This window comes from Sporomusa sp. KB1 (genome assembly GCF_007830295.1).
Taxonomy (GTDB): domain Bacteria; phylum Bacillota; class Negativicutes; order Sporomusales; family Sporomusaceae; genus Sporomusa.
On the sequence record NZ_VLKC01000002.1, the window covers coordinates 3,167,535 to 3,191,701 of the forward strand.

Below are 24,167 nucleotides of genomic sequence, written 5' to 3' on the forward strand. Positions count from 1 at the left end.
AGTCATAGCGCTTACTACCTTTATCTTTTGCACAATGACCAGTCTGGTAATCATGTCCGATACATATCTGCCCAGAATACGCGCTGCAATTGGCTATATTTATGTTTTTATTATTACGCTATTATTTCTTGTGAGAATACCCTACTATCGTGAGTTTACTTCAGGCTTTAATCAATTTATCTTTAATACTTTTAGGGATGACACCAGGGCTTTATTTTATTCTTCGCTTCATTATTTGCTGCTTGGTGTAATTTTAATAATACCTATTTGTTTTTTGCTTTACAAAGTCCTCAAAAGATGGTTGGACACTAAAGTTTTCGACTTTCCTACATTTTCAAAGCCATATTATATGGTAGGATTTCTAATATTTATACTGCTATTTTCGTATACTTTTTGGCGATTTGTTCGTTTTGGCGGTGCATTAACTGAGAATTCAGTCAGATGGACAAATGCAGCGAAAACAAATCAGCTATTGTTAAATGAAGCTATATTAGATGATTTTCAAGCATTATATAGAGCTTATGATACCCACGAGGTTTTGGCGAACGCCAAAAACTTGGACCTTAGTCCCGGCAAAGTGGCCGAATTTGGCAGAATGCTTTCAGGCAGCGTAACAAAATCCAATCATTTAGATGATTATCTTAGAAAGAGCGCGCAGGGGGCGAAATTGCCTAAGCCCAAGCACATCTTTCTCATTGTGGCGGAAAGTTATTCGCAATGGCCGCTTATGCCTACCTACGAAAATTTAGATATAGCCTCAGGCTTGAAATCCATCGCGAACAAAGACGATGCTGAATATTTAACGTCATTTTTATCGAACGGAAATTTCACCATTGGGGCAGTAAGCGGAATTGTTACAGGCTTGTCAGAGGTCAAAGTATATCCGAACTACCAGGAGAAATCGCTTACGGAGTCATATTCCACAGCGCTGGCGCCTCAAATGCAAAAATTAGGATACCGAACAAATTTTTTGTATGGCGGGTACGGTTCATGGCAGAATGTTGAAAAATTTTCATTAGCACAGGGGTTTGAAAAATTCGTCTCTTGCGGAGACCTTATATCCCCGGATGGAAATACGTGGGGAATTGATGATGGCGTATTTCTAAGGTATGTACTATCTAAAATGAGTGACGATCAGCCTACCTTTAATATGATTTTGACAGTTTCCAATCATCCACCGTATACAGTCGATCTGGACAAGGCCGGTTTTTTCAATACCACGACGTATCATAATTTTCCTGATGCCATTAAGCAAAATGCAGAAATGGTAAAAATGTTGGGGCACTTTTGGTATTGTGATAAGGTGATAACTGAATTTGTTGAAACGGTTAAAGCAAAGTATCCCGATAGTCTATTTATTATTACAGGAGACCATGTTGGCGGTAATTTGCGATATTTGTCAAATCCCACGTTGTTTGAAAGATATGCCATCCCTTTGATTATTTACGGCAAAGGCGTGAATAAAGGAATACTTCCGGCCAATGCATCAGGCGCTCAGATCAATATTGGACCTACGTTGATTGAGTTGATTGCTCCTAAGGGATTTATTTATTATTCACTGGGAGAAAGTTTAACGAAAGGGAAGGCATTGGGCGTGAATCTAGATACCTGGATGTATGGTAGCTATTTAGGTATGTACAATGATAGTCATTATGAAAGAGCGCCGTTAGCAGCAGATGATGACGTAAAGCCTGATTTAGAGGAAATAAAGAATACGACGAATGCAATCCGTGGTATATCCTGGTGGAGTGTCATGAAGGGAAATAAGCTTGATTAGACAGTTTGGTTAAACTGGATAGATAATAACAGCGATATCTCTTGATTACGCAGGAGATATCGCTGTTATTTATTTTCCTCAATTGGCATGAAAAACTTAATTACGTCAGCATCTAACCCATCTGCAATAGTAAATAAAACATCTAAAGAGAAAGCTTTTGTTGAAGTTGGAGCCTCAATCTTACTTAAATAACTCTTGCTGACCACAAATGGCTTTTCATGTGGAACCTTTCTCTTTACATTTGTTTGACCCAGTAACGCCTCGAAAAAAGCCCACTGCCAGCAATAGAATTGGAAGAAAAAATCCAACGGTTAGAACATAAGAAATCCAAGTCGTATTATCCCAGTTTCTTTCATATACAATATTGGGATAAATAACAAATGAAAGGGTGATACAAATCATACTTAAAGGCAGTACAATGGGGTGATAATCTTTCAGCTCAAAAATTTGGGCGAGCGCCAAACTACTTGCAAAGTAATAAAAACATACTTTGAAGAAAAGGGTAATTACCCAGGTTATAGCCAACACCGCTTCGATCCGTTCTATATAATTCCCCAGCTTTATTTGTTTTGCCAACGTATAGCTGGAAAATGTATGTAATGCTGTAAAATCAGATCCCATTACCATAATGCAAACAGTTACCAAAATAAAAATAATCAAGGATCCAATCAACGTTCCGGTTAACCAGGCTTTTTTTGCTTCCTGGGGTTTCTAACATGACTGAGATAGACTTTGCTCGGAGTTTCCATGGTTAGTTTTCGAAAAGCTTCAAAAACGGTTGCTCCCTCGCTATCGTATGTTGCTACGGTTGCGCGGGTGGTTCTGGTTTGTGATTAAATAATAGTCGATAATGAGGAAACTCCTGCTAATTGATTTGCAGGAGTTTTTTGTTAAATGAGGAATTTTTTAGAAATATTATTAATTCTTAAAGAAGCCTGATTTGGAGGAGCCAAAAGTGAAAGCAATTTTTAGTGAAATATCAGGTTCAGATAAATGGAGAACAATTGAGCCCATTAACAAGGGGTGGTCTGATGATAAAAAATATCATATTGTAACTAATAGAGGAATGCAATTGCAATTGCGTATTTCCGATATCTCCAAATATGAAGCTAGAAAAAAAGATTATGAGACGTTGAAACGTCTTGACAAAATGGATGTGTTAATATCAAGACCAATTGATTTTGGTATTTGCAATCAAGGAAAGCATGTCTACTTTTTGTTATCTTGGCTTAGTGGGGAAGACTTAAAAGATGTTCTTTGTACTTTAAATATTGACGAACAGTATAAACTTGGAGTAAAGGCAGGAGAAGCATTGAGAAAGCTGCATTCAATTCCTGCACCGGAAAATTACATTTTATGGACAGATCACTTTAATCGTAAAATTGATCGTAATATCAATACATATTATGCCTGTGGTATTGAAATCCATGGTGCTGACAATATTATAGATTATATTGAAAAAAATAGATATCTTCTGGATAATCGTCCGCAAACATTTCAGCATGGTGATTTTCATATTGGGAATATGATAATTACTCATAATGGCGAAATAGGTATTATAGATTTTGATAGGCTGGACTATGGTGATCCATGGGAAGAGTTTAACCGTATTGTTTGGTGTGCAAATGTAAGTAGTGTATTTGCAGCAGGACGGATTAATGGATATTTTGAGAATGATGTACCGGAAGTATTTTTTCGATTAATGGCACTTTATATTGCATCGAATCTTTTATCATCTGTACCGTGGGCTATTCCATATGGACAAGAGCAGGTTGATATCATGCGTAACCAGGCATGTTATGTATTGAAATGGTATGATCAATTTCAAACGGTTGTTCCTAAATGGTATTTGCCATATAGGAATTGTATTTGCCAATAATTCTGGTTATGAAAAGACTAAGGAAGAGGCAAGGGGACGCAAAATCTGCTTTGCAACAACACTTGATTTTATGCTTCTGGAGGGGGACCGGGGGCTGGCACAACAAAAGCAAAGTGTACGTCCCGGTGCTTTTTCTATTTTGGGGGTATACTAATATTGTAAAAATGGGCTTTGCCAACAGTAGTTCTAAGGAGAATAGATATGACCGAATTCTGGGAGTCAAGTTTTATTGAAAAACAAACAATGTGGGGATTTGAACCTTCAGAATCCGCAATTCTGACAAAGGACTTTTTCCTTAAAAAGAAAATTAAAGACATATTGATACCGGGGTTTGGATATGGTAGAAATGCAAAGGTTTTTATTGACCACGGAATTAATGTAACAGGAATAGAAATTTCAGAAACAGCAATTAATTTGGCAAGACGAAATGGGAGTAATACCAAAATCTATCATGGTTCAGTAACCGATATGCCTTTTGATAACAAACTTTATGGTGGTATATTTTGCTATGCACTAATTCACTTATTGAATGATTTTGAGAGAGCGAAATTTATTAAAGATTGCTATAGCCAGTTAAACCCAAACGGATATATGATCTTTACAAGTGTTTCAAAAGAAGCTCCCATGTTTGGACAGGGCAAGCAACTAGGTAAAGACTATTTCGAGATAATGAAAGGCGTAAAAATGTTCTTTTATGATTCTGATTCAGTAAAACAAGAATTTGGGAATTATGGTTTAGTAGAAATATCAGAAATTAATGAGGTAAATGCTAATAAACCTTCAATAAAATTTATAATTATAACATGTAAAAAAGAACTATAAATATAACGTTAACTCCATTCGGAGGATTTCAACAGGATGCTCTATCCTACTTAGGGCTGCAGGATACCTCCCAAAGGCTCTGGCATGTAATGGAGTAATTTTAGTGGCATGTACTGGAAGTGATGATAAAGCCTTGAAAGTGTTGGATTTGAAGGAGTTTTCTTTTTTTTGACTTGTAAACAGTTTTTTTAATGACAGTGGTGCCATGTTAATCAAAGTAATATTATAGATGGCAAATTGAAGGTACACATAAATGGGTAGGAAGGTTTGACATTTCAAAATTGAAGAAGTATAATCTTGAATAAAACATTTTAATATAGTTTCTTTAAAAGCTGTGAACAGGAAGAGTATTACGGGAATAGAGCCTGTACAGAGAGCGGGGAGTGCTGAGAACCTGCAGGGAGTTGCCGGAAGAAAATCACCTGAGAGCTGATGACTGAATGTTTAGTAGGTTAATCCGTATTCCTGCGTTAAAGGATAAGGTATACAGTACCTGAGAATATTAAGGTGGTATAACGAAGAAATGCTTCGTCCTGACTAATGGACGAAGTTTTTTTGTTCTTATAGTATTTTCTGGTGTACAAGACTTTGAAGCGTTCATGAAAAGGAAGGGGCAGCACATGTATAAGAAGGTAAGTCCAAAGAATAATTTTGTGGAAATGGAAAAATCAATACTGGCCTTGTGGGAAGAGAAAGAGGTCATTGCCAAAAGTTTTAATATGAACGAGGGCAAGGAGTATTTTACGTTTTATGATGGACCGCCGACTGCGAACGGCACTCCGCACATCGGTCACGTTGTTACCCGGGTTATAAAAGATCTCATTCCACGGTATAAAGTCATGAAGGGATATAGAGTTTTGAGAAAAGCAGGCTGGGATACACATGGCCTGCCGGTTGAGCTTGAAGTTGAGAAAAAGTTGGGTATTTCCGGCAAGCCGGAAATTGAAAAATATGGCGTTGAAGATTTTGTGAAGAAATGTAAAGAAAGCGTGTTTACCTATGCTACGCAGTGGAAGGAAATGTCGGAGCGGGTGGCATTTTGGATTGACATGGAAAATCCGTATGTTACCTACCATAATGAATATATTGAATCGGTTTGGTGGTCGTTAAAGCAGCTTTGGAATAAAGAGTTATTATATAAAGGACACAAAATTGTTCCGTATTGCCCGCGTTGCGGTACCGCTCTGTCTTCTCATGAAGTGGCCCAGGGATATAAGGATGTTAAAGATAATTCGGCCTATGTCAAATTTAGACTCAAAGGGGAAAATACCGCTATTCTCGTTTGGACGACTACCCCGTGGACGCTGCCCAGCAATGTGGCATTGGCTGTTAACCGGACCTATGATTATGTTGAGGTCACTAATAAAGAGGAGCATTTAATCCTGGCGAAAGAGCTGTTAAATTGTCTGGAGGGCGAATACGAGCTGGTACGCGAGTTCAAAGGGGAAGCACTGTTGGGTAAGGAATATGAGCCTATGTTCTGTTTTGCTCAACCGGAGAAAAAAGCCTATTATGTTGTACATGGTGATTTTGTTACCCTGAGTGATGGTACCGGAATTGTGCATATTGCTCCGGCTTATGGGGAAGATGATAACCGGGTTGGACAAAAACATGGTTTGCCACTCGTAAATCTGGTGGATGCGCAAGGTAATTTTGTGGAAGAAGTGACTCCCTGGCAGGGGATGTTTGTCAAGAAAGCTGATGAAAAAATATTGGCATTCTTAAAAGAAAACGGTATTCTGTTTAAAGCGGAAAAATATCTGCACTCCTATCCATTCTGTTGGCGCTGCGATACCCCGCTTTTATATTATCCCCGCGTATCCTGGTTTGTCAGGATGTCATCGCTGCGGGATAAGCTCTTAGAAAATAACGACAAGATTAACTGGTATCCGGATAACATCAAAAAAGGACGCTTCGGCAATTTCCTGGAAAACGTAATAGACTGGGGGCTCAGTCGTGAGCGATACTGGGGCACACCTTTGCCGATTTGGGAATGCGAATGCGGACACAGGGAATGCATCGGCAGTATAGCAGAGCTTAAGGAAAAAGGTCTGAATGTACCTGATGATATCGACCTGCATAAGCCGTATATTGACAAACTGCAGATGAATTGCTCGCATTGCGGTAAAAAGATGCAGAGAGTCAGCGAAGTTATTGACTGTTGGTACGATTCCGGGTCAATGCCATTTGCCCAACATCACTATCCGTTTGAGAACCAAAAACTGTTTGAACAAAACTTCCCGGCACAGTTTATCTCCGAGGCTGTTGACCAAACGCGCGGCTGGTTCTATACCCTGCTGGCTATTTCCACTGCAGTTTTTGGTAAGAGTTCATTTGAAAATTGTGTTGTACTGGGGCATGTTCTCGATAAACACGGCCTAAAAATGTCTAAACATAAAGGTAATGTCCTGAGTCCATTTACCGTGCTGGACAATCAAGGTGCCGATGCCCTGCGCTGGTACTTCTATACAGCCAGTGCTCCGTGGCTGCCTTCACGTTTTTATGAAGAGGCCGTAATTGAGGCGCAGCGTAAATTTATCAATACGTTGTGGAATGTTTATTCCTTCTATGTGCTATATGCGGAAATCGACCAGTTTGATCCGGCGAAATATCAGGGCAGACAGAGCAGTCACGTTATGGACAGATGGATTATCTCCAAGCTTAACACCCTGATTAACAAAGTCGATGAGTATTTAAATGCTTATAAAATTACCGGTGCTGCGCAGCTGATTGAAGAATTCACTGATGAACTTTCCAACTGGTATGTGCGGCGTAATAGAGTGAGATATTGGTCCATGGAAATGACTGAGGACAAAATTGATGCGTATTTCACTTTGCACACAGTACTGAAAAAGCTGGTGATTGTAGCGGCTCCGTTTGTGCCGTTCATCACTGAGGAAATTTATCAAAATCTAGTATTCGGTATCAACCCACAGGCTCCGGAAAGCGTACATTTATGCCTGTGGCCGGAATGTGATGAAACGCTGGTTGATGCCAAACTGGAAAAAGAAATGGAGCTGGCTTACAGGATTTGTGGACTGGGCCGCAGTGTGAGAAACCTCGCCAATATCAAAAACAGACAGCCGCTCCCTAAGATGCTTGTCAGCACAAATGAATTGCCGGACTACTATATTGACATTATTAAAGAAGAACTCAATATCAAAGAAGTAGTGCTAAATGCCAATATGTCCGATTATGTAAGTTATACGGTCAAACCCAATTTGCCGGTGCTGGGGAAGACTTACGGCAAATTGCTGGCAGGTATCAAAAAAGCAATTGCCGAAGCCAATCAGATGGAACTGGCGCTTAAGGTATCTTCCGGACAAAGCATTACAATTAATGTTGATGGAACATCGATTGAACTTAACAGTGATAATCTCTTGGTAATTATGAACGGCCTGGAAGGATTTGCTGTTGCCAGCGAGGGGGAAGTGGGTGTAGTATTGGACACCCATATTTCGGAAGAATTAAAAAGCGAAGGCTACGCGAGAGAAATTATTAGTAAGTTGCAAAACATGAGAAAAGACAGTTCATTTGAAGTTGTTGATAAAATTACAATTTATATGGCTGGTAACGATTTACTCGAAACAATTGTACAGCAATATAAAGAGTATATTATGAGTGAAACACTTGCTGTGGATATTGTATTTAATGCAAAATGTGACTATACTGAGGTAAATATTAACGGCGAAAAATTGCAGTTGGCAGTAGAACGGATGTTATAGAAGCAGATTCGGCCTTGAAATCGTTGGATTTTAAGGCCGAATCTGCTTGAAAGAAGCAAGGGGACGCAAAATTTGCTTCGCAACAACACTTGATTTTATGCTTTTGGAGGGGGATCGGGGTCTGGCACAACAGAAGCAAGGTGTACGTCCCGGTGCTTCTTCCTATCGGTTAATCTCGTCGGTGGTCTCAATATATTCATAAGTAATTTTAAAAATAATATAAATCATATAGGATGTATATTTTAGGAGGAGAATGATCATGGTGAAACGCTATCTTACCAGCAACCAGGGGGCTCCTGTTACCGATGATCAAAATTCGTTAACTGTAGGCGAAAGGGGTCCAATATTACTTGAGGATATAGTTTTCCTAGAAAAGATTTCACATTTCGACAGGGAGAGAATTCCTGAAAGAGTAGTACATGCTAAAGGAGCCGGAGCTTTTGGTTTTTTTATACCCTATCAATCAATGGCTTCATTAACCAAGGCAAAATTCCTGCAAGATCCTGAAAAGAGAACACCTGTTTTTGTTAGGTTTTCGGTAGCAGGCAGCTCTGTTGGTAGCGCAGACACAGTGCGGGATATCAGAGGATTTGCTGTTAAATTTTATACAGAAGAAGGTAATTACGATCTTGTTGGCAATCATATTCCTGTATTTCCTATTAGAGATCCTATTCAGTTTTCGGATCTTTTTCATGCTTTAAAACCGGACCCGGTTACTAATGTTAGGGGAGGCCCGGTAGCAGCCAGTCGTTTCTGGGATTTCATGTCGTTAAGGCCGGAGTCTATGAATTTTCTTACCTATCTGTTTGCGGATAATGGGACTGTCAAAAGCTATAGAACAATCCCAGGGTATGGAGTTAACACATATTCGTGGGTTAATTTGTGCGGGGAAGAGGTATATGTTAAGTATCACTGGGAACCCTGTGCAGGGGTTGAATATATAGACAGCAAGACAGCAGTTCAACTCGCAGGCACAGACCCTGACATAGCGAGCAGGGATTTGTTCGATACCATTGCTGCAAGGCATACTGTTGAATTTGAAATGCGTGTACAAATAATGAACGTTGAAGCTGAATGCGAGCAGCCATTTGATCCCTTGGACCCCACTAAAATTTGGCCGGAGAACTTATTTCCATTAATGCCGGTAGGCAAAATGGTGCTAAATAAAAATCCTGAGAATTTTTTTGTTGAAGTCGAGCAGTCAGCCTTTTCTCCGGCGGCTATTGTACCGGGAATAGATTTTACGAATGATAGAATTCTACAAGGCCGTATCTTTCCTTATGGAGATACCCAAAGATACCGTATAGGTGCCAATTATTTACAGCTTCCAACAAATATGCCTAGAAGTTCGGTTGAAAATATGATGCAGGACGGAGCCATGCAAACCCTGTATAACCAAGGCGTTGTCAATTATTTACCCAATACATTAGGTGGTGGGATGCCTATGGAAGCACCCGAGAGAGGGAAATCCGCTCAGAATTTTGTTTCAGGTAGTGTAGCTCGGCAGGAAATAACAGGCGACAATTATTGTCAAGCCAGGTGTAGATATCGAACTATGTCTGTACAGGAAAGGAAACATTTAGTTTCTAATATCGTAGAAAGTCTAAGTCAAGCTTATGAGCCTATTCAAAGGAGAATGATTGAGCATTTTTTGCGGACAGATAGTGAATTTGGCAGCAGAATAGCACAAGGAATAAATTTGATCATATAAATATGGTGGCGTGGTTTAGGTAATTATAAGATGATGGTTAAAATAGACATTGGTCACATTGCTGACTAATGTCTATTTTAAATTCGACTATCTATCGTGCATGTTAGAAATGGACGGGAGGGACAGGTTTATTGTCCCAAGAATAAAAAGATGCTATATTAAGAAAAAAGCAAAATACGACTTTAGCAATGCATATAGGCGGTGAGGGTATTAGTGTAATTCAGATTTTTTTGTACAGTTAATTCCTATTAACCATACCTCAGTAGGTGCTTCTAGGGACTCAGGATGGTTATAGACATCTTAAATTATGTGTATTGATTTAAAAGTTTGACAAAAATAAGTACTCACGGTGAATAAGTGCTGGAGGTGGAAAATGACTATGTCGACAGAGCTGATTCTAATTGGAGTAATTGTTGTGGCACTTATCTTTACGTTAACCAATGGCCTTCATGATGCTAGTTCAGTTGTCGCAACTTTCATTTCTTGTGGAGCTGCAAATCCAATTCAAGCTACCTGTTTGGCGGCTATATTTGGATTTATTGGTGCAGTGATAGGTGGTAGTGCTGTAGCAAATACTGTTTCTGCAATAGTTACGATGACGACAGATGCTGCATTGCTTAATGTCTTGTTGGCTGGGATGATTGGGGCTGTAATATGGAATGTTGTGACTTGGAAATTGGGGCTTCCTTCAAGTTCAACTCATGCTTTGGTTGGCGGAGTCGTAGGAGCAGTTTTGGTTTCACGTGGTGCGAATTATATTTTATGGGGCTGGAGTGATCTCTGGGGCGCTAATCATCTATTAGTTGGAATAACGAAAATTGTTGCTGCATTAATATTGTCTCCACTTATGGGATTTGTTGTTGCTTTTTTACTGCAAACAGTATCCAATATCCTTTTGCGAAACGCAAATTTTACGATAAATAGATGGATAAAAAACATACAATGGTTAATTGCTGCCTTATTGGCTTATAGTCATGGTGCGAACGATACTCAAAAAATTGTCGGGATACTTTCCCTAGCTTTAGCTGCTGCCAATTATCCTTTCGGTCAGATTGCTCCAGTTTGGATTAGCGCATTAGGTGGTGGGGTCATGTTTGTAGGTACAATGCTTGGTGGCTGGTCGATTATGAAAACCATCGGGAGAGGAATTTACGCAATTCGCCCCATCCATAGTTTGAATTCACAACTGGCTTCAGGAGGTTCCATTATTTTGGCGACAATACTAGGTGCGCCTGTTTCCACTACCCATGTTGTTGTCGGCAGTATAGCAGGAGTTGGTTCAGCAGAGGAATTTCGTATGGTCAATTGGAATATTGGAAAAGAGATTATTATAGCCTGGTGTATTACAATACCAGCAGCTGCCATTGTCGCCGCAATGGTATATTACATATTAGGGTATATATGGTAGGGTATAAAGGAGGGGGTCATTTCATGGCTATTCATAACTTTTGGGAAGGGCTGTTTCCTGTAAAACGCGATTTTTATAAGATGATAAACGATCAAGCGATGGCCACTACCAAAGGAGTGGAAAAACTACACAATTGGCTTAACAGCAGATCAGAAGAAGATTATCAACTGTTATTTAGTCAGGCAGATGAGGCGGACAAGATTCGATTTAATATGGAAAATAATCTAATTGAGGCTTTTTCGACTCCTTTTGATAGGCAGGATATATATTCTCTTTCTGTAGAAATGGCTAGGATATTTGAATATGCAAAATCTACGCTAAAAGAAATGGAAGCATTTGCAGTGAGTACGGATCCAACTATTTTGAACATGGTGCAGCAACTAAACGTAGGGACAGATCAATTTGCTGAGGCAATGGGACTCTTGAAAGAAGATCCCCTTGAATCTCAAATTAAAATGGTAAATATCCGCAAGGCTCAATTGACAATAGAAAAGGAATATCAGGCAGGTATGGTAGAATTATTTAGGAGTACAGATCTAATATATGCCATGAAATATCGGGAAGTTTACCACCATATCAAAGATGCGGCTGTTCACTTGGGATATACTACAGATGTTTTACACAGAATTGTAATACGGATGATTTAGGGGCGTGGATACTGGAAGCCTGGGTCTGCCACAACAGAAGCAAAGTGTACGTCCCTGCGCTTTTTCAGCCAGCGCGGAAGAGTGTCCAATCTCGACGGTCCAAGTGTTCAACTTCGACGGTTTAGGTGTTTTTTCTCAGCGGCATACCCAACAGCGTAATAGTATAACTATATTGGATGAGGACGAATTCCTGTAGAATATATGAATTTTGCAGGAGTTTTGTACTTTTATGGGAATTTAAATTTAAGTAGTATATAAAATTGTGGCTTATTTGTAAGGAGAGGATATTTTGTTTACAGAAATGAGACGAAAGGAAAAGCTCATGTCTGAAGCAGCGACTATTGAAGTCCTGAAGAAAGCAGAATTTGGAACATTAGCTTGTATTTGCGAAACTGGATATCCGTATGCAGTACCGCTAAATTTTGCATATGAAAATGGCGCGATATATTTTCATTCTGCTCATACGGGGCATAAGGTGGATAATATCAAAAATAACGCTAAAGTCAGTTTTTCTGCAGTGAGTTATGTTAATTTATTACCTAACAAGTTTGATACGGAATATGATAGTACTGTAATATTTGGGACAGCGGTCGAAGTTACAAATGAAATGGAAAAACGACAGGCATTAGTGTTTTTAATAAAAAAGTATTCAAATGAGTATTTTGAAAAAGGCATGGCTTATATAAATAAAAGTATGAATACCGCTGCCGTTTACAAAATAGAGATTGAACACGTGACAGGAAAACAGGGACGATAAAAATGAATGGCTATGACAGGGAGGAAAAGTCATAGCCATTCATTTTTGTGGTTGTCTTCTTAATTTAAGGTGATAAAGAATATCCCCTTATCTTTCTTGTTGCTTATGCCTACGGTTCTGTAAAAGGAGGATACAATGAAAGATTTTTTTACTATTGGAGAAATGTCAAAGCTATTTCTTGTCAAAGTAGAAACGCTTAGGTATTATGATGAGATTGGACTATTGAAACCCCAATATATTAATAAGCTGACTAATTACCGTTACTATACAACCCAACAGTTTGAACGGTTAAATTCAATTAAATATTTGCGTGCGTTAGGGGTGCCGATCAGCAAACTTCTTGATTTTTTTAACTATCGTGATACAGATACTCTTGTGACAATGCTAAACGTACAAAAGTCGGAAATTGCCCTTAAAAAAAAGGAACTAGAGAAAATTGAACGAAAAATTTCCCGCCGTCTAGGGCAAATTGAGGATGCGATTAATACTCCGCTGGATGCAATTGCCGAAGTAAAGCTCCCAAAGTGGCGTGTAGCATATTTACGCCGTGAATATGTCCTTGGTGATGATATTGAATATCCGATTGCAGAATTGGTTAAAAATTATGGCATAAATGGAGATGTTTTTTTGGGGAAAATCGGTATTTCTATCTCGGTTTCTGATCTAAAGGCCAATAGATATGACCGGTATTCCAGCATATTCATGATTCTGGAAGACGAAGATCGAATTACTACTTCGGATATTACGTTCCCGGCTAGGGAATACTTACGAATTCGTTTTAAAGGTTCTCATATGAACGCATCACAATATTATAATAAATTATTTGCATATATGAAAAGGCATCACTATGAACTAGTGGATGATTCGATAGAAATCGCACTGATTGATTACGGTATAACTAATGATATAGATAAATATGTGACAGAGATACTATTGCCCTATGTCCGCCTATAATTTTTTTGAGCGGACATTTTTTCTTGACCCTATAGTTACTAGAGCGTTTATGCTATTGTTAAATTGGTTTAACAGAGGTGCAATATGAAAATTTTAATTATAGGAAATGAAGATCGGTACAGAAAGTATATGCCCGATTTAGAGATTATAAGGCAGATTACGATGGTTTTCTGTCCCCGAGGTGCAAGTGATGAAGAATTATTGGAAGCGGCCTGGGATGCAGATGCGATTTCCATTGATCCTGTGGCCAGACTTTCCGGTAATGTTATCCGGCAAATGCCCAAGCTTAAAATTATTCAGTCAGAAGGTGTCGGATTCAATGGCATTGATTGTCAGACTGCAAAAGAAAAAGGAATTTATGTATGCAATTGTAAAGGGGCAAATGCAGGCGCTGTTGCAGAACAGGCAATACTTCTTATGTTGGCTCTCCTGCGAAGCATCATAACCGGTGACAGACTTGAGCGGGAAGGTCGGCAAATGGAGATGAAGGAGCGGCTGATGTATGAAGGTATCGCCGAACTGGGAGACTGCAAAATCGGTCTTATTGGGCTTGGGGATATTGCAAAGGCCGCTGCTAAACGTCTGCTGCCGTTTGAGTGTGAGATTTTTTATTACGATAAGAGTAGAGCGCCGCAAGAACTGGAAGAAGAATATCATGTATCTTATATGGAACTGGATAAAATGATTTCCACTTGTGATATTATTAGTCTCCATTGTCCTGTTACACCGGAAACTGTGGGAATGGTTAATGCCGAATTTCTATCAAAAATGAAAACAACTGCTTATTTGATCAATACCGCAAGAGGAGATATCGTTGACAATCAGGCGTTATATGATGCCGTTGTCATGGGGGAAATTCGTGGAGTTGGCCTGGATACGGTATACCCAGAACCGACAACAAGAGATAATGTACTCCTGAATCTACCGGAGGAATGCAAAGAACGTATTATTTTTTCTCCTCATATAGGCGGAATCACAACCAGCTTTTTTCGCCGGGCACATGTATTGAACTGGGGCAATGTGGAAACTGCGTTGAATGGAAAACGGCCTCAACATATTGTAAATGGACTATAAAATTATGACAAATGATATGTGAGGAGATGATATTTTAAGGATAATGTATAATGGCCTAATCTAATTATTTTTTGTAAAGGGGAGTTTATGAAGCCTTTTTATCTTGTACTTACACAATTGGAAATTTTTACTGTTATCATTCTCATAGGTATTATCGGGATAAAAGCAAAAGCTTTAAACGAGAAGACTTTAAGTGATTTATCCAAGCTGATCATGCGTTTAATTCTTCCTATTATGATTTTTCATAAATCAATAAATGGTGCGACTCGTACCGATATGCTGTTTTGTTTTACAGAGGTTGTCTTATCTACAATTTTCATGTTTGGAGTACTTTTTTTTACTGGTTTCGTTCTTAAACGAATGTTTTCTTTAAGCGGAAATTACGGACATGTTTTTCATGCTTCAACAATGTTTGGGAATGTGGGCTTTATCGGAATTCCCTTGATTCTAGGTATTCTGCCGGAGCGTGGAATGCTTTATATGGCTCTTTTTACCATCATTGATCAGATATTGCTTTGGAGCATAGGTTTTCATCTGACTTTACCGAAGGAGAAAATGGAGCATAGTTCTTTAATGGCAAATCTCAGGAACATATTAAATCCTGCAATGCTTGGGATTTTTTTAGCAATTCTTTTCATTTTATTGGAATGGAAATTGCCTGTTACGTTAAATAAGGCTCTGGGAAGTGTCGGCGATATGACAACGCCGCTATCGCTAATTTACATTGGTGGGACATTTTGTTTTTGCAATGTAAGAAGATTTGTAACTAAAGTAGAATACTACGCGATTGTTGTTATAAAAATGATAGCTATTCCGCTGTTCGTATTTTCAATATTACGGTTTTTCCAGGTCCAGCCGGAAATTATTACATTCATTACTATGCTTGCTGGAATGCCAAGTATGACAGCAATTGCAATGTTTGCGCGAACAAATGAGTCTGATGAAGACTGTGCGGTCGGTGCTATCATGATTACGACAATTTTTTGCTTATTTACATTGCCTCTAATTGCTTATCTTACAAGCTGTTGATTCACTGGATTCGTAAATAGAAGAAGCGAGGGAACGCAAAATCTGTTTCGCAACAACACTTGATTTTATACTTCTGGAGGGGGACCAGGGGCTGGCAGAACAGAAGCAAAGTGTACGTCCCGGTGCTTCTGTTGACAAAACGGGAACGACAGACGTCTGACGTCCCCTGGTGGCCCAAAAAATAAAAGATGCTATACTAGTTTTGAGGTGATACAATGCCAAGACAAGCTAGGAAAAAAGTGAGACAGGAATATATCATCTAATGTTTAGGGGCATTAATAAGCAAAAAAAAGTATTGACCTTTATGGATAATAGGTGTATATTTTAATTACTAAATAATAACAAACATTAATTAGTAAAATAAAAATAATAATATATTTGGGGATTGAGAGTTATGAAAACTTTATATAAAGAATTTAGTAATTGCTACAAAGTTTGTTGTGAATTCTATGATTGCTGCGAATGTGAAGAAGAGTGTTGTGAGTGTTACAAATAGCTACCTTTGTAGGTAGCGGAAGGGGTGGGTCCAGTGGATAAAGAAGATAATAAAAGCAAAGCTGATGAAGTTCTGGTTTGTGAAGAATCACGTTGCGACAGTGAAGACACCAGTTGCCAAGAACACTGTGAATTAGTCGAGAAGACTGAGAAGATTGCTCCTTGAAAATAGAATTTAACTGTAAGCTACCTTTGAAATAGAGGGTAGCTTTTTTGCTTTCAATTAGGGCTAATATTGGCCTGTTGGTTTATCTGATGTTTATACCTCTGCATTGAGCTATTCTATGAATGGCGCTTGATCTGTTATCCTAAATATAAATAGATAAAAATTTTATTAAAAACAATAAAAATCAAGCAGGAACAATTATTAATTTATTGAATTGTTATTATTTAGGTAATCAAATATTTTTAAAATACAAAAGGGGGATTAATATATGGTTAAGAAAATCGGAATTCTCATAGGAAGTCTTCGCAACGAATCATTTAGCAAGAAGATCGCTAATGCATTGAAGACATTGGCTCCTGCTTCTTTTGAGATGGAAGAAGTCGAGATCGGCAATCTTTCAATTTACAACCAAGATTTCGATGATGAAGGCAACCCGCCTTCATCATGGACAGAGTTTCGTGAGCGAGTGGAGAAATTTGACGCAATTCTTTTCATAACGCCAGAGTACAATCGCTCAGTTCCTGCGGTGCTTAAGAATGCCCTTGATGTAGGCTCACGACCATATGGAAAAAATGTATGGGATGGCAAACCTGGTGCAGTGGTGAGTGTGTCACCAGGTGGATTAAGTGGTTTTGGCGCAAATCATCACTTAAGGCAATCCCTGGTCTTCTTAAATGTTCCAACTATGCAGCAACCCGAGGCCTATATCGGAAATGCTGCGACACTTTTTGATGTCAATGGCGCTCTTATTAATGAAAGTAGTCGCGAGTTTTTGCAAAAGTTTATGGATGCGTTTGCAGTTTGGGTTGAGACTAATGTACCTAAGAAGTTCTGAGTAAAGATGGATAAAATAATTAAAGAATGGTGATTACTTATCCATTATTCAGATAAGCTACTCAAAAGGGACTTTTCGAAAATAAATAGCTATCGTCCTTAATGGATGATAGCTATTTATGTGGTTTATTGGCATTAATCCTGATGAAGAACTGCCCGATGCAAGTCTGCTCGCCAAATTCAGAACCCAACGTCTTAAGATACATTAGATTTAATTCGAATTTTTCGGAATGGACAGAACTTAATAAGTTGTGAAAGAAGGGGTACGTTGCAGTTGATTTTTATTGGTATTTTGGCATCGCTATTTTTTGCTTCTACTTTTATTCTAAATCGTGCAATGGATTTATCTGGTGGAAGCTGGATTTGGAGTGCAGCGTTACGATATTTATTTACTGTGCCATTCTTATTATTAATTGTTATGGCTAGACGTAATATGCAAGGACTCTTATATGAAATGAAAACTAAACCACGAGAATGGTTATTCTGGAGTAGTGTTGGGTTTGGTTTATTTTATGCACCATTATGTTTTGCTGCTGCTTATGGCCCTGCCTGGCTAGTTGCAGGTTCATGGCAAATTACAATTGTTGCAGGTTCATTATTAGTTCCATTCTTATCCCAAGAGGTAAAAAAATTTAATGACATACAAGGGAAAAGACAGAAACTTCCTGTGCGGGAATTAATTATCTCTGCATTCATTCTGCTCGGAGTAACTTTGATACAAGCTCGAGAAACAGAAAATATAGATTCCTCAAAACTCTTAATTGGAATCTTGCCAGTAATTATTGCAGCATTTGCATATCCACTTGGGAATCGCAAAATGATGTTAATTTGCGAGGAAAGATTAGATGTGTACCAGCGTGTGTTGGGAATGACCCTCGCAAGCATACCATTTTGGTTAGTTTTATCTTTTTATGGAATAGCGACAATTGGGTTGCCAAGCTCAGGGCAAGCTATTCAGTCATTTATAGTTGCAATTTTGTCTGGAATCATTGCAACTATGTTATTTTTTTATGCTACTGATAAAGCAAAAGGTAATCCTAAGCAGCTTGCAGTTGTTGAAGCTACTCAAGCAGGAGAGGTAGCATTTACTGTTATAGGTGAAGTGTTATTTTTAGGAGGAACCTTACCAATTGGTTGGCCGTTAATGGGAATAATAATTATCATCCTTGGAATGATTTTACATAGTATAAATATGGATGAAAAAGCAATCTAATTAGTGATTTTAGTGATAACAAAGTGTGGTCAATTTTTAACTAATATCTAACGATGAAGCAAGGGGACGCAAAATCTGTTTCGCAACAACACTTGATTTTATGCTTTTGGAGGGGGACCGGGGTCTGGCACAACAGAAGCAAAGTGTACGTCCCGGTGCTTCTTCCATGAATTAACAGGCTTGGTAACGCTTATACTGGTTTTGTACCGATATCCTGAGAAAAGCGAAGCATATAGCCATCGATATCCAGAACTATGAACTGAAGACATCCAAGCATGACTTCGTTTGCTTGATACCACTCTTCTTTGAGGGGTAGATAAATTCTGGCGTTTGCTTTTTTTACGGACTCATAAAGATCTACTATAGAGGTCGTATTGATTTGCAAATTAATCCCACGACCATAGGGATATTCGAGCGGCCCTGACACCCAATTATCGGATCTATTTTGATCTAGCATAATTTGGACGCCTTCTCTTTCAAGCATGGCGAACCCTTCTTCTCGATCATATCTAATCTCAAACCCTAAGATTTCTGTGTAAAAATTGAGACTTTTGTTGAAATCAGCGCACAACAATTCAGGTATTAACAAGTTAGATACAAAATTTTCAGCCATATCATTTCTCCTAACACGCGACTTCCTAAATAGTCCATCGAGTGCTAAATTTTTTTTGTGTTATGCCATTGTGGTCCCTGTAACTATAATACCACCATTAAGCACAGAAACAAAGGCAGAAACAAAGGGACGGTTCGAAACGAAGGGACGGTTCTAGTGTTTCCTAACTTTTATGATATGATAAGAGGAAAAGCGTTAAAGTAGGTGAGTAAAATGCCGCGAACTGCCCGGAAGAAAAGTAATAGCGGAATATATCATATAATGCTGAGGATAAACAGACAAATTATATTTGAGGATGATGAAGATAGCGTTAAGTTTATTGATACTTTAAAGCAGAAGACGAATTCCAATTCAATAAGGATGCAGGCATGTATGTATGCAAGGCTGGTCACATGGCAATACGGAAAGCGTGGCAAGGAAGGACAGGCGTTGGGAAAAACCAAACTGATACATACTATTTCGATATTGAGCTTTGCAAGCGATGCCCCTTCAAAGGAGGGTGCTACAAAGAGGGAGCGAAAAGCAAAACCTATTCGGTAAGTATTAAATCTAGCGAACACACTGAACAAATGGTGTTCCAGGAAAGCGAGTACTTCAAAGAAAAGGCAAAAGAGCGCTACAAGATTGAAGCAAAGAATAGTGAACTTAAACACAGACACGGGTATGACGTAGCGTCGTCTTCGGGTCTTGTTGGCACGGAGTTACAGGGGGCGATGGCGATCTTTACTGTGAATATAAAGAGAAATTGAAACTGATAAAGTAAAGGACAAGTGATACAGGTTTCCTAAATGGTAAAAAACGACCCTTGTTCCCAATTCTGGAATAAGGGTCGTCTTTTGTTTCGTACTTTTTGAGCTTTGCTCCGTAAAAACCACAAGTTCTTCAGTGGCCTCCTAGTGCGTTAGGGGAATCTTTTTTTTTCTGGACCTACTACCAAAAGTATGTAAGGTTTGGGTTTAGTTAATGCATAATCATGTTTTTTTATGGTAAAATCAAATAAAGACCATTATGGAAGAATTGAACAGGACAGCTCTAAAAGGAGGTTTGTGCATGTCGGTGAAAGGCACAATGCGGTTAAAAAAGGGAATTGTAATTTGTTTGATTGCTCTTTTGTTTGTAATGTCTTTGATGGCGCAGTACAAAGTGGCAGAAGCGGCAAGTTTAGGGCAGCGGCTATTATATGCAGGTATTGCGGTTACATTTGTTAATACATATTTTAATCATTTAAATGATCGTGGACAAAAAGATATACTTGCCAATACAAAGAAGCAAACCGGAGTGTATAATGATGAGCAGGCTAATACGCGAATTTACACTATCACCAAACGTCTAAAAAGTTCCGGGTTGATTAAGGAGAATTATGCCATTTATGCCAATCCTAAAAAGGAGTTTAATGCATTTTGCACATTGGGACATGTGATTAGTGTAAATAAAGGTGCTTTGGACAGTTTGGACGACGATGAGCTGGCTGTCGTAATTGCTCATGAAATGCGGCATGGAGAAGCAAAACATCCGGTGCAGGGGGTTACCAAAGCGGTAGGCATAGGCTTAGCAGTTGATATCTATTTGTCAAGCAATAAGAATAATGCCAGCTATATTTTATCCGGGATTGCTGGAAATTACATTAATAATGAAATGTTTACGATGGATCAGGAATGGGAAGCCGATAATTATGGCTTTGAGTATGTTACTGCCGCAGGATATAATCCAGGAGGTCCTGCTGCCTCTATGGTGAAGATGCGGTTTTTGTTAGGTGACTTATGGCGTGAGGGGCTGGCACGAACAGTGAATCCTAACAATCATCCTAAGACCACTGCTCGAATCAATAACTTCGCTAAAAAAATGACGAATTACAGTGAAGGACATATTACAGTCAAAAACGATAAAACGGTGCAGATTGATGGCCAGGAGATTATGACTCCTGTAAAAACAGATAATTATTTTGGTGAAGAGAGAGCGTATTTGATGGCAGGATGTCTTGCCCAGGTCTATCATAATCACGAGTTGGCTGCTGCCTATATCGGCGATAACGGGGCGGTTTACATCGGCGAACGGCAGATTATCACCACTGCGGATAATGATATAAGCGCTGCGGAAATCGTTAATAAAATAAACAGCATAATAAAATTAAACTAGAAGTTTTACTGACTTCTGAATTAACTGCTCAGATCAGACCTGAAAACTTTAGATCGAGAAATGTAGCTGAGAAACTTGGTATGTCCGTCATTAAGCAGGTTGACCGTTTGTATAGAGGTAAACAGATGCCCCATTTTTCTACGGATGCTCAAAATAGTGTAGAAATTAAATTAATGAACTTACGCAAAATTTTATTCGATACTCGTAGAGAGGTGGCTTATATATGGCGGATAAACAATATAATGGTAAACAACTTACGATTTCCGAAGGCGATGGAGAATCGGCATTATATATTATGAAACGACTAGTAGAATATAATATGCAGAAAGTTCCATTAGATGGGAAGTTAACGTTAGAACCATTAAATATTATTCTGAAAGATACAGATGGAAATATTGTTGGTGGAATAAATGCCAATACTATTAGCTACTGGGAAAGATGTCGCGTTGATATATTTTGGATTGACGAGCAATATCGTGGGACGGATATGGAAGCAGACTTCTATAAAGCGGGTTTTTCTGATTTTTTGAGAATTTAATCAAAATTTATTTTTACTATGGACAAGCTACCCGCAAAGGCTCCTACTGCTAATATCCAGAAAGTAAGATGATACGCTATAGATGGTGCTACAATATCCAGTACACGTCCAATTAATAAGGACTGAAACATGGAAGCAATCAGCCACAAAAAGATCAGCATAGCCATTGCCGTACCAAAGACTTTTGTATCGACTAGATCGGCTACCATTAAATTAACCGGCCCCATGTAAGCAAACGTAGCAATGCCTAGCACAATCATATATCCCCATAATATTGTTTGTGATTGTATCCATGGCAAAATAATCAGTAGAATTGCCAATAAGGCTAGATTTGCCGCAAGAAATGTATATCTTTTTTGACGGTTTCCTCTGGTAATAATTCCTACGACTGGCATACTGAAGCTTCCGCAGATACCAAATACCATCATCATAATACTGGCTTTATCAATTGATAAGTTTACCTCATGAATTAGATAGGTTGTCAGCCAAGTATTAAGCCCCCAGGAAGTATAAAGACTTCCTGCATAAACAGTGATACCCAGCCGGAATTTTTTGCTTTTTAATAAGGATATAATATCTGAAAAATTAACCATCTTCTTATTCGGGGCAGTATTGGCGAGTGTTAGTTTTGTATCATCAACGGGGGTGGATTTGATAAATAAGCTTGTTGCTACTGCAATGCCTATACATAAAAGACCGATAATATAAAATACGCTGCGCCACTCTAAATGATGAATCGCATAAGGAATCAGAATATTTGTTGCGATGACTGCCACAGTTACACCGGTGTTTAATAAACCAACAACAAAATCATGTTCTTGCATTGGAAACCAATCAATGATTATTTTTATACATAAAGGCCAAATTAATACACCGGTTGCGCCTATAAGAAACTGACTTATAATAATAGTTTGATATGTGCCGCCTATACAAGCAATTAGAGAACTTATACCTAGTGCGAAAAGACTGATGCATAATAGTGGCCTTGTCTCAAAGCGGTCAGCTAGCATACCGCCGGGAATTTGAAACAGCACTCTTCCGAGCGCTGCAGTAGCAACAATGCTGCTGCTTTGATTCATAGAAAAATTGAAAATTGTTGTGCTGAGTGGTATAAAGGGGTTCCAGGAAAGATAAGTGATGTACTGGCTGCAAAAAGCCAGATAGGTAAAAATAAATATTATCCAACGGTAAGAGCTATTGGTGGTAATAATTCCAACATTCATATAGACAAAATACACTCCCAACTCATGCTTTGATTTCTATTACAACTGAAACAATTCATATATTATAAAAAAACATATGCAATGTACATTACATATGTTGCTGCTTATATTATAATTATTGCTAAATATTATATGGGTTTATGGAGTATATCATGAATATTCTTAATAAGACTTTCAGTCTAAATAATGGCCAATTTATTTTTCAGCATAATTTTACACCCAGACCGGTGAAGAGCGAATTTAACTTGCATATTCACAAATGTTACGAGTTATATTATTTTATTTCCGGTAATGTTCCTTTTTATATTGAGGGACAACAGTATGCTGTTCAAAGCGGTGATTTTTTAATTATAAACAGTAAGGAATTGCACCGGGCGTGTATTGCAGAGGAGCAACCATATGAAAGAATTGTCATGTTTTGCAAACCAGAGTATGTTAATTTTTTGAATACTGCAAGTTATAATTTGTTTGATTGCTTTGAACGGCGTAAATTAGGGTATTTCAATATAACTGAAAGATCGAAAGTGTTGAAGTATCAAATTGATAAGCAAATCATCGCGATAGAGGAACAATTTAAAACTGGCGCAATTGACAGTGAAATTATGATTTTTAGCATTTTTGTACAACTATTGGTCAAATTGAATCAAATTTATTTACATGAGAATGCTCTACAGGTTTATTCACAAGGCAGAGATACTTCAAAAACTCAAGCAATATTAAACTATATTAACGATAACTTATCTACTAAAATTACCTTGGATTTATTGCAACAGGAATTCTACATCAGTAAATATTACTTATGTCGTATTTTTAAGCAATCCACAGGTTTTGGTGTTTATGAGTACATTACTTACAAACGTTTACTTCGAGCTAAAGAATTATTATGTGAAGGAATTTCCGCTTCAGAAGTTGCGCATCACGTAGGGTTTGAAAATTATTCGAATTTTTACCGATTGTTTAAGAAAGTTTATGGATTTTCACCGAAAAAAATTAAAGACGAACAACATGAAGACTGGAGAATATAGAAAATGGTTATATGAAAAAAGGATGGAAGCGAAGGGACGGTTCTAGTGTTTCCTAGCTTTTGATGGAAGCGAAGGGACGGTTCTAGTGTTTCCTAGCTTTTTATGATATGATAAGAGGAAAAGCGTTAAAGTAGGTGAGTA

Annotated in this window: 21 protein-coding genes, 3 pseudogenes and 1 other annotated feature; of the genes and pseudogenes, 21 read left to right on the forward strand and 3 right to left on the reverse strand. The window is 38.3% G+C overall.

Annotated elements, in window-relative coordinates:
• Window positions 1-349 precede the first annotated feature (349 nt).
• Entirely contained in the window at window positions 350-1,777 is a 1,428-nt protein-coding gene (locus SALPA_RS18280) for an LTA synthase family protein (protein ID WP_222428046.1), read from the forward strand.
• 216 nt (window positions 1,778-1,993) lie between these two features.
• Here SALPA_RS18280 and SALPA_RS18290 read toward each other — a convergent pair.
• Window positions 1,994-2,473, reverse strand: a pseudogene (locus SALPA_RS18290) (GerAB/ArcD/ProY family transporter); the annotation flags it as partial.
• 259 nt (window positions 2,474-2,732) lie between these two features.
• Between SALPA_RS18290 and SALPA_RS18295 the strand changes: the two are divergent.
• The 14 genes from SALPA_RS18295 (at window position 2,733) to SALPA_RS18355 (ending at window position 18,491) form a co-directional block, all read left to right on the forward strand.
• Window positions 2,733-3,656, forward strand: a complete 924-nt coding sequence (locus SALPA_RS18295; protein ID WP_145097245.1) for an aminoglycoside phosphotransferase family protein — start codon at window positions 2,733-2,735, stop codon at window positions 3,654-3,656.
• A 171-nt stretch (window positions 3,657-3,827) separates the two neighbouring features.
• The gene (locus tag SALPA_RS18300) at window positions 3,828-4,478 is read left to right on the forward strand and encodes a bifunctional 2-polyprenyl-6-hydroxyphenol methylase/3-demethylubiquinol 3-O-methyltransferase UbiG (RefSeq protein ID WP_222428047.1); all 651 of its coding nucleotides are present in this window, start codon (window positions 3,828-3,830) and stop codon (window positions 4,476-4,478) included.
• Window positions 4,479-4,803: 325 nt separating this feature from the next.
• Window positions 4,804-5,017, forward strand: a binding site (T-box leader).
• 81 nt (window positions 5,018-5,098) lie between these two features.
• Window positions 5,099-8,203 (forward strand): isoleucine--tRNA ligase, encoded by a 3,105-nt coding sequence (gene ileS, locus SALPA_RS18305; RefSeq protein ID WP_145097251.1) that lies wholly within the window; start codon window positions 5,099-5,101, stop codon window positions 8,201-8,203.
• 259 nt (window positions 8,204-8,462) lie between these two features.
• Window positions 8,463-9,914, forward strand: coding sequence for a catalase (locus SALPA_RS18310; RefSeq protein ID WP_145097254.1), 1,452 nt, complete (start codon window positions 8,463-8,465; stop codon window positions 9,912-9,914).
• A 373-nt stretch (window positions 9,915-10,287) separates the two neighbouring features.
• A complete protein-coding gene (locus SALPA_RS18315; protein ID WP_145097257.1) occupies window positions 10,288-11,322 on the forward strand; it encodes an inorganic phosphate transporter in 1,035 nt (344 codons plus the stop codon).
• A gap of 23 nt (window positions 11,323-11,345) precedes the next feature.
• Window positions 11,346-11,969 carry a DUF47 domain-containing protein gene (locus SALPA_RS18320; protein ID WP_145097260.1) on the forward strand — a complete coding sequence of 208 codons (624 nt, stop codon included), beginning with the start codon at window positions 11,346-11,348 and terminating at the stop codon, window positions 11,967-11,969.
• 289 nt (window positions 11,970-12,258) lie between these two features.
• Window positions 12,259-12,726: a pyridoxamine 5'-phosphate oxidase family protein gene (locus tag SALPA_RS18325; protein ID WP_145097263.1), complete on the forward strand. Its 468-nt coding sequence runs from the start codon at window positions 12,259-12,261 to the stop codon at window positions 12,724-12,726.
• A 135-nt stretch (window positions 12,727-12,861) separates the two neighbouring features.
• The gene (locus SALPA_RS18330) at window positions 12,862-13,680 is read left to right on the forward strand and encodes a MerR family transcriptional regulator (protein WP_145097266.1); all 819 of its coding nucleotides are present in this window, start codon (window positions 12,862-12,864) and stop codon (window positions 13,678-13,680) included.
• An 84-nt stretch (window positions 13,681-13,764) separates the two neighbouring features.
• Window positions 13,765-14,754, forward strand: coding sequence for a 2-hydroxyacid dehydrogenase (locus SALPA_RS18335; protein WP_145097268.1), 990 nt, complete (start codon window positions 13,765-13,767; stop codon window positions 14,752-14,754).
• A gap of 87 nt (window positions 14,755-14,841) precedes the next feature.
• Window positions 14,842-15,783, forward strand: coding sequence for an AEC family transporter (locus tag SALPA_RS18340; protein ID WP_145097271.1), 942 nt, complete (start codon window positions 14,842-14,844; stop codon window positions 15,781-15,783).
• A gap of 529 nt (window positions 15,784-16,312) precedes the next feature.
• Window positions 16,313-16,444, forward strand: a complete 132-nt coding sequence (locus SALPA_RS31590; RefSeq protein WP_255451257.1) for a hypothetical protein — start codon at window positions 16,313-16,315, stop codon at window positions 16,442-16,444.
• Window positions 16,445-16,712: 268 nt separating this feature from the next.
• Window positions 16,713-17,279 carry an NADPH-dependent FMN reductase gene (locus SALPA_RS18345; RefSeq protein WP_145097274.1) on the forward strand — a complete coding sequence of 189 codons (567 nt, stop codon included), beginning with the start codon at window positions 16,713-16,715 and terminating at the stop codon, window positions 17,277-17,279.
• 118 nt (window positions 17,280-17,397) lie between these two features.
• On the forward strand, window positions 17,398-17,487 hold the full coding sequence (locus SALPA_RS18350; RefSeq protein WP_094605916.1) for a transposase: 90 nt from the start codon (window positions 17,398-17,400) through the stop codon (window positions 17,485-17,487).
• A 59-nt stretch (window positions 17,488-17,546) separates the two neighbouring features.
• On the forward strand, window positions 17,547-18,491 hold the full coding sequence (locus SALPA_RS18355; RefSeq protein WP_145097277.1) for a multidrug resistance efflux transporter family protein: 945 nt from the start codon (window positions 17,547-17,549) through the stop codon (window positions 18,489-18,491).
• A 190-nt stretch (window positions 18,492-18,681) separates the two neighbouring features.
• Here SALPA_RS18355 and SALPA_RS18360 read toward each other — a convergent pair whose 3' ends face one another.
• The gene (locus tag SALPA_RS18360; protein ID WP_145097280.1) at window positions 18,682-19,104 is read right to left on the reverse strand and encodes a VOC family protein; all 423 of its coding nucleotides are present in this window, start codon (window positions 19,102-19,104) and stop codon (window positions 18,682-18,684) included.
• A 213-nt stretch (window positions 19,105-19,317) separates the two neighbouring features.
• On the opposite strand from SALPA_RS18360, the pseudogene SALPA_RS33290 reads away from it, so the two are divergent.
• The 4 genes and pseudogenes from SALPA_RS33290 to SALPA_RS18380 form a co-directional block, all read left to right on the forward strand.
• Window positions 19,318-19,434, forward strand: a pseudogene (locus SALPA_RS33290) (transposase); the annotation flags it as partial.
• Window positions 19,434-19,853 (forward strand): annotated as a pseudogene (locus tag SALPA_RS18370) (transposase); the annotation flags it as partial. The pseudogenes SALPA_RS33290 and SALPA_RS18370, both read left to right, overlap by 1 nt.
• A 301-nt stretch (window positions 19,854-20,154) precedes the next feature.
• Entirely contained in the window at window positions 20,155-21,240 is a 1,086-nt protein-coding gene (locus SALPA_RS18375; RefSeq protein WP_186451126.1) for a M48 family metallopeptidase, read from the forward strand.
• A 223-nt stretch (window positions 21,241-21,463) separates the two neighbouring features.
• On the forward strand, window positions 21,464-21,778 hold the full coding sequence (locus tag SALPA_RS18380; RefSeq protein ID WP_145097286.1) for a hypothetical protein: 315 nt from the start codon (window positions 21,464-21,466) through the stop codon (window positions 21,776-21,778).
• Here the strand turns inward: SALPA_RS18380 and SALPA_RS18385 are convergent.
• Complete coding sequence (locus SALPA_RS18385) at window positions 21,775-22,938, reverse strand: MFS transporter (RefSeq protein WP_255451434.1); 1,164 nt, start codon at window positions 22,936-22,938, stop codon at window positions 21,775-21,777. The genes SALPA_RS18380 and SALPA_RS18385 overlap by 4 nt on opposite strands.
• Here SALPA_RS18385 and SALPA_RS31595 point away from each other — a divergent pair.
• Entirely contained in the window at window positions 22,849-23,034 is a 186-nt protein-coding gene (locus SALPA_RS31595; protein WP_255451462.1) for a hypothetical protein, read from the forward strand. The genes SALPA_RS18385 and SALPA_RS31595 overlap by 90 nt on opposite strands.
• Before the next feature lie 119 nt (window positions 23,035-23,153).
• Complete coding sequence (locus SALPA_RS18390) at window positions 23,154-24,026, forward strand: AraC family transcriptional regulator (protein WP_186451127.1); 873 nt, start codon at window positions 23,154-23,156, stop codon at window positions 24,024-24,026.
• Window positions 24,027-24,167 lie beyond the last annotated feature (141 nt).

Coding starts and splice junctions, on each gene's coding strand:
- SALPA_RS18320 (WP_145097260.1), top strand. CDS start 11,346: ATGGCTATTCATAACTTTTGGGAAGGGCTGTTTCCTGTAAAACGCGAT.
- SALPA_RS18375 (WP_186451126.1), top strand. CDS start 20,155: ATGTCGGTGAAAGGCACAATGCGGTTAAAAAAGGGAATTGTAATTTGT.
- SALPA_RS18340 (WP_145097271.1), top strand. CDS start 14,842: ATGAAGCCTTTTTATCTTGTACTTACACAATTGGAAATTTTTACTGTT.
- ileS (WP_145097251.1), top strand. CDS start 5,099: ATGTATAAGAAGGTAAGTCCAAAGAATAATTTTGTGGAAATGGAAAAA.
- SALPA_RS18330 (WP_145097266.1), top strand. CDS start 12,862: ATGAAAGATTTTTTTACTATTGGAGAAATGTCAAAGCTATTTCTTGTC.
- SALPA_RS18335 (WP_145097268.1), top strand. CDS start 13,765: ATGAAAATTTTAATTATAGGAAATGAAGATCGGTACAGAAAGTATATG.
- SALPA_RS18390 (WP_186451127.1), top strand. CDS start 23,154: ATGAATATTCTTAATAAGACTTTCAGTCTAAATAATGGCCAATTTATT.
- SALPA_RS18380 (WP_145097286.1), top strand. CDS start 21,464: ATGGCGGATAAACAATATAATGGTAAACAACTTACGATTTCCGAAGGC.
- SALPA_RS18315 (WP_145097257.1), top strand. CDS start 10,288: ATGACTATGTCGACAGAGCTGATTCTAATTGGAGTAATTGTTGTGGCA.
- SALPA_RS18360 (WP_145097280.1), bottom strand. CDS start 19,104: ATGGCTGAAAATTTTGTATCTAACTTGTTAATACCTGAATTGTTGTGC.
- SALPA_RS18310 (WP_145097254.1), top strand. CDS start 8,463: ATGGTGAAACGCTATCTTACCAGCAACCAGGGGGCTCCTGTTACCGAT.
- SALPA_RS18280 (WP_222428046.1), top strand. CDS start 350: ATGGTAGGATTTCTAATATTTATACTGCTATTTTCGTATACTTTTTGG.
- SALPA_RS18350 (WP_094605916.1), top strand. CDS start 17,398: ATGTGGTTTATTGGCATTAATCCTGATGAAGAACTGCCCGATGCAAGT.
- SALPA_RS18345 (WP_145097274.1), top strand. CDS start 16,713: ATGGTTAAGAAAATCGGAATTCTCATAGGAAGTCTTCGCAACGAATCA.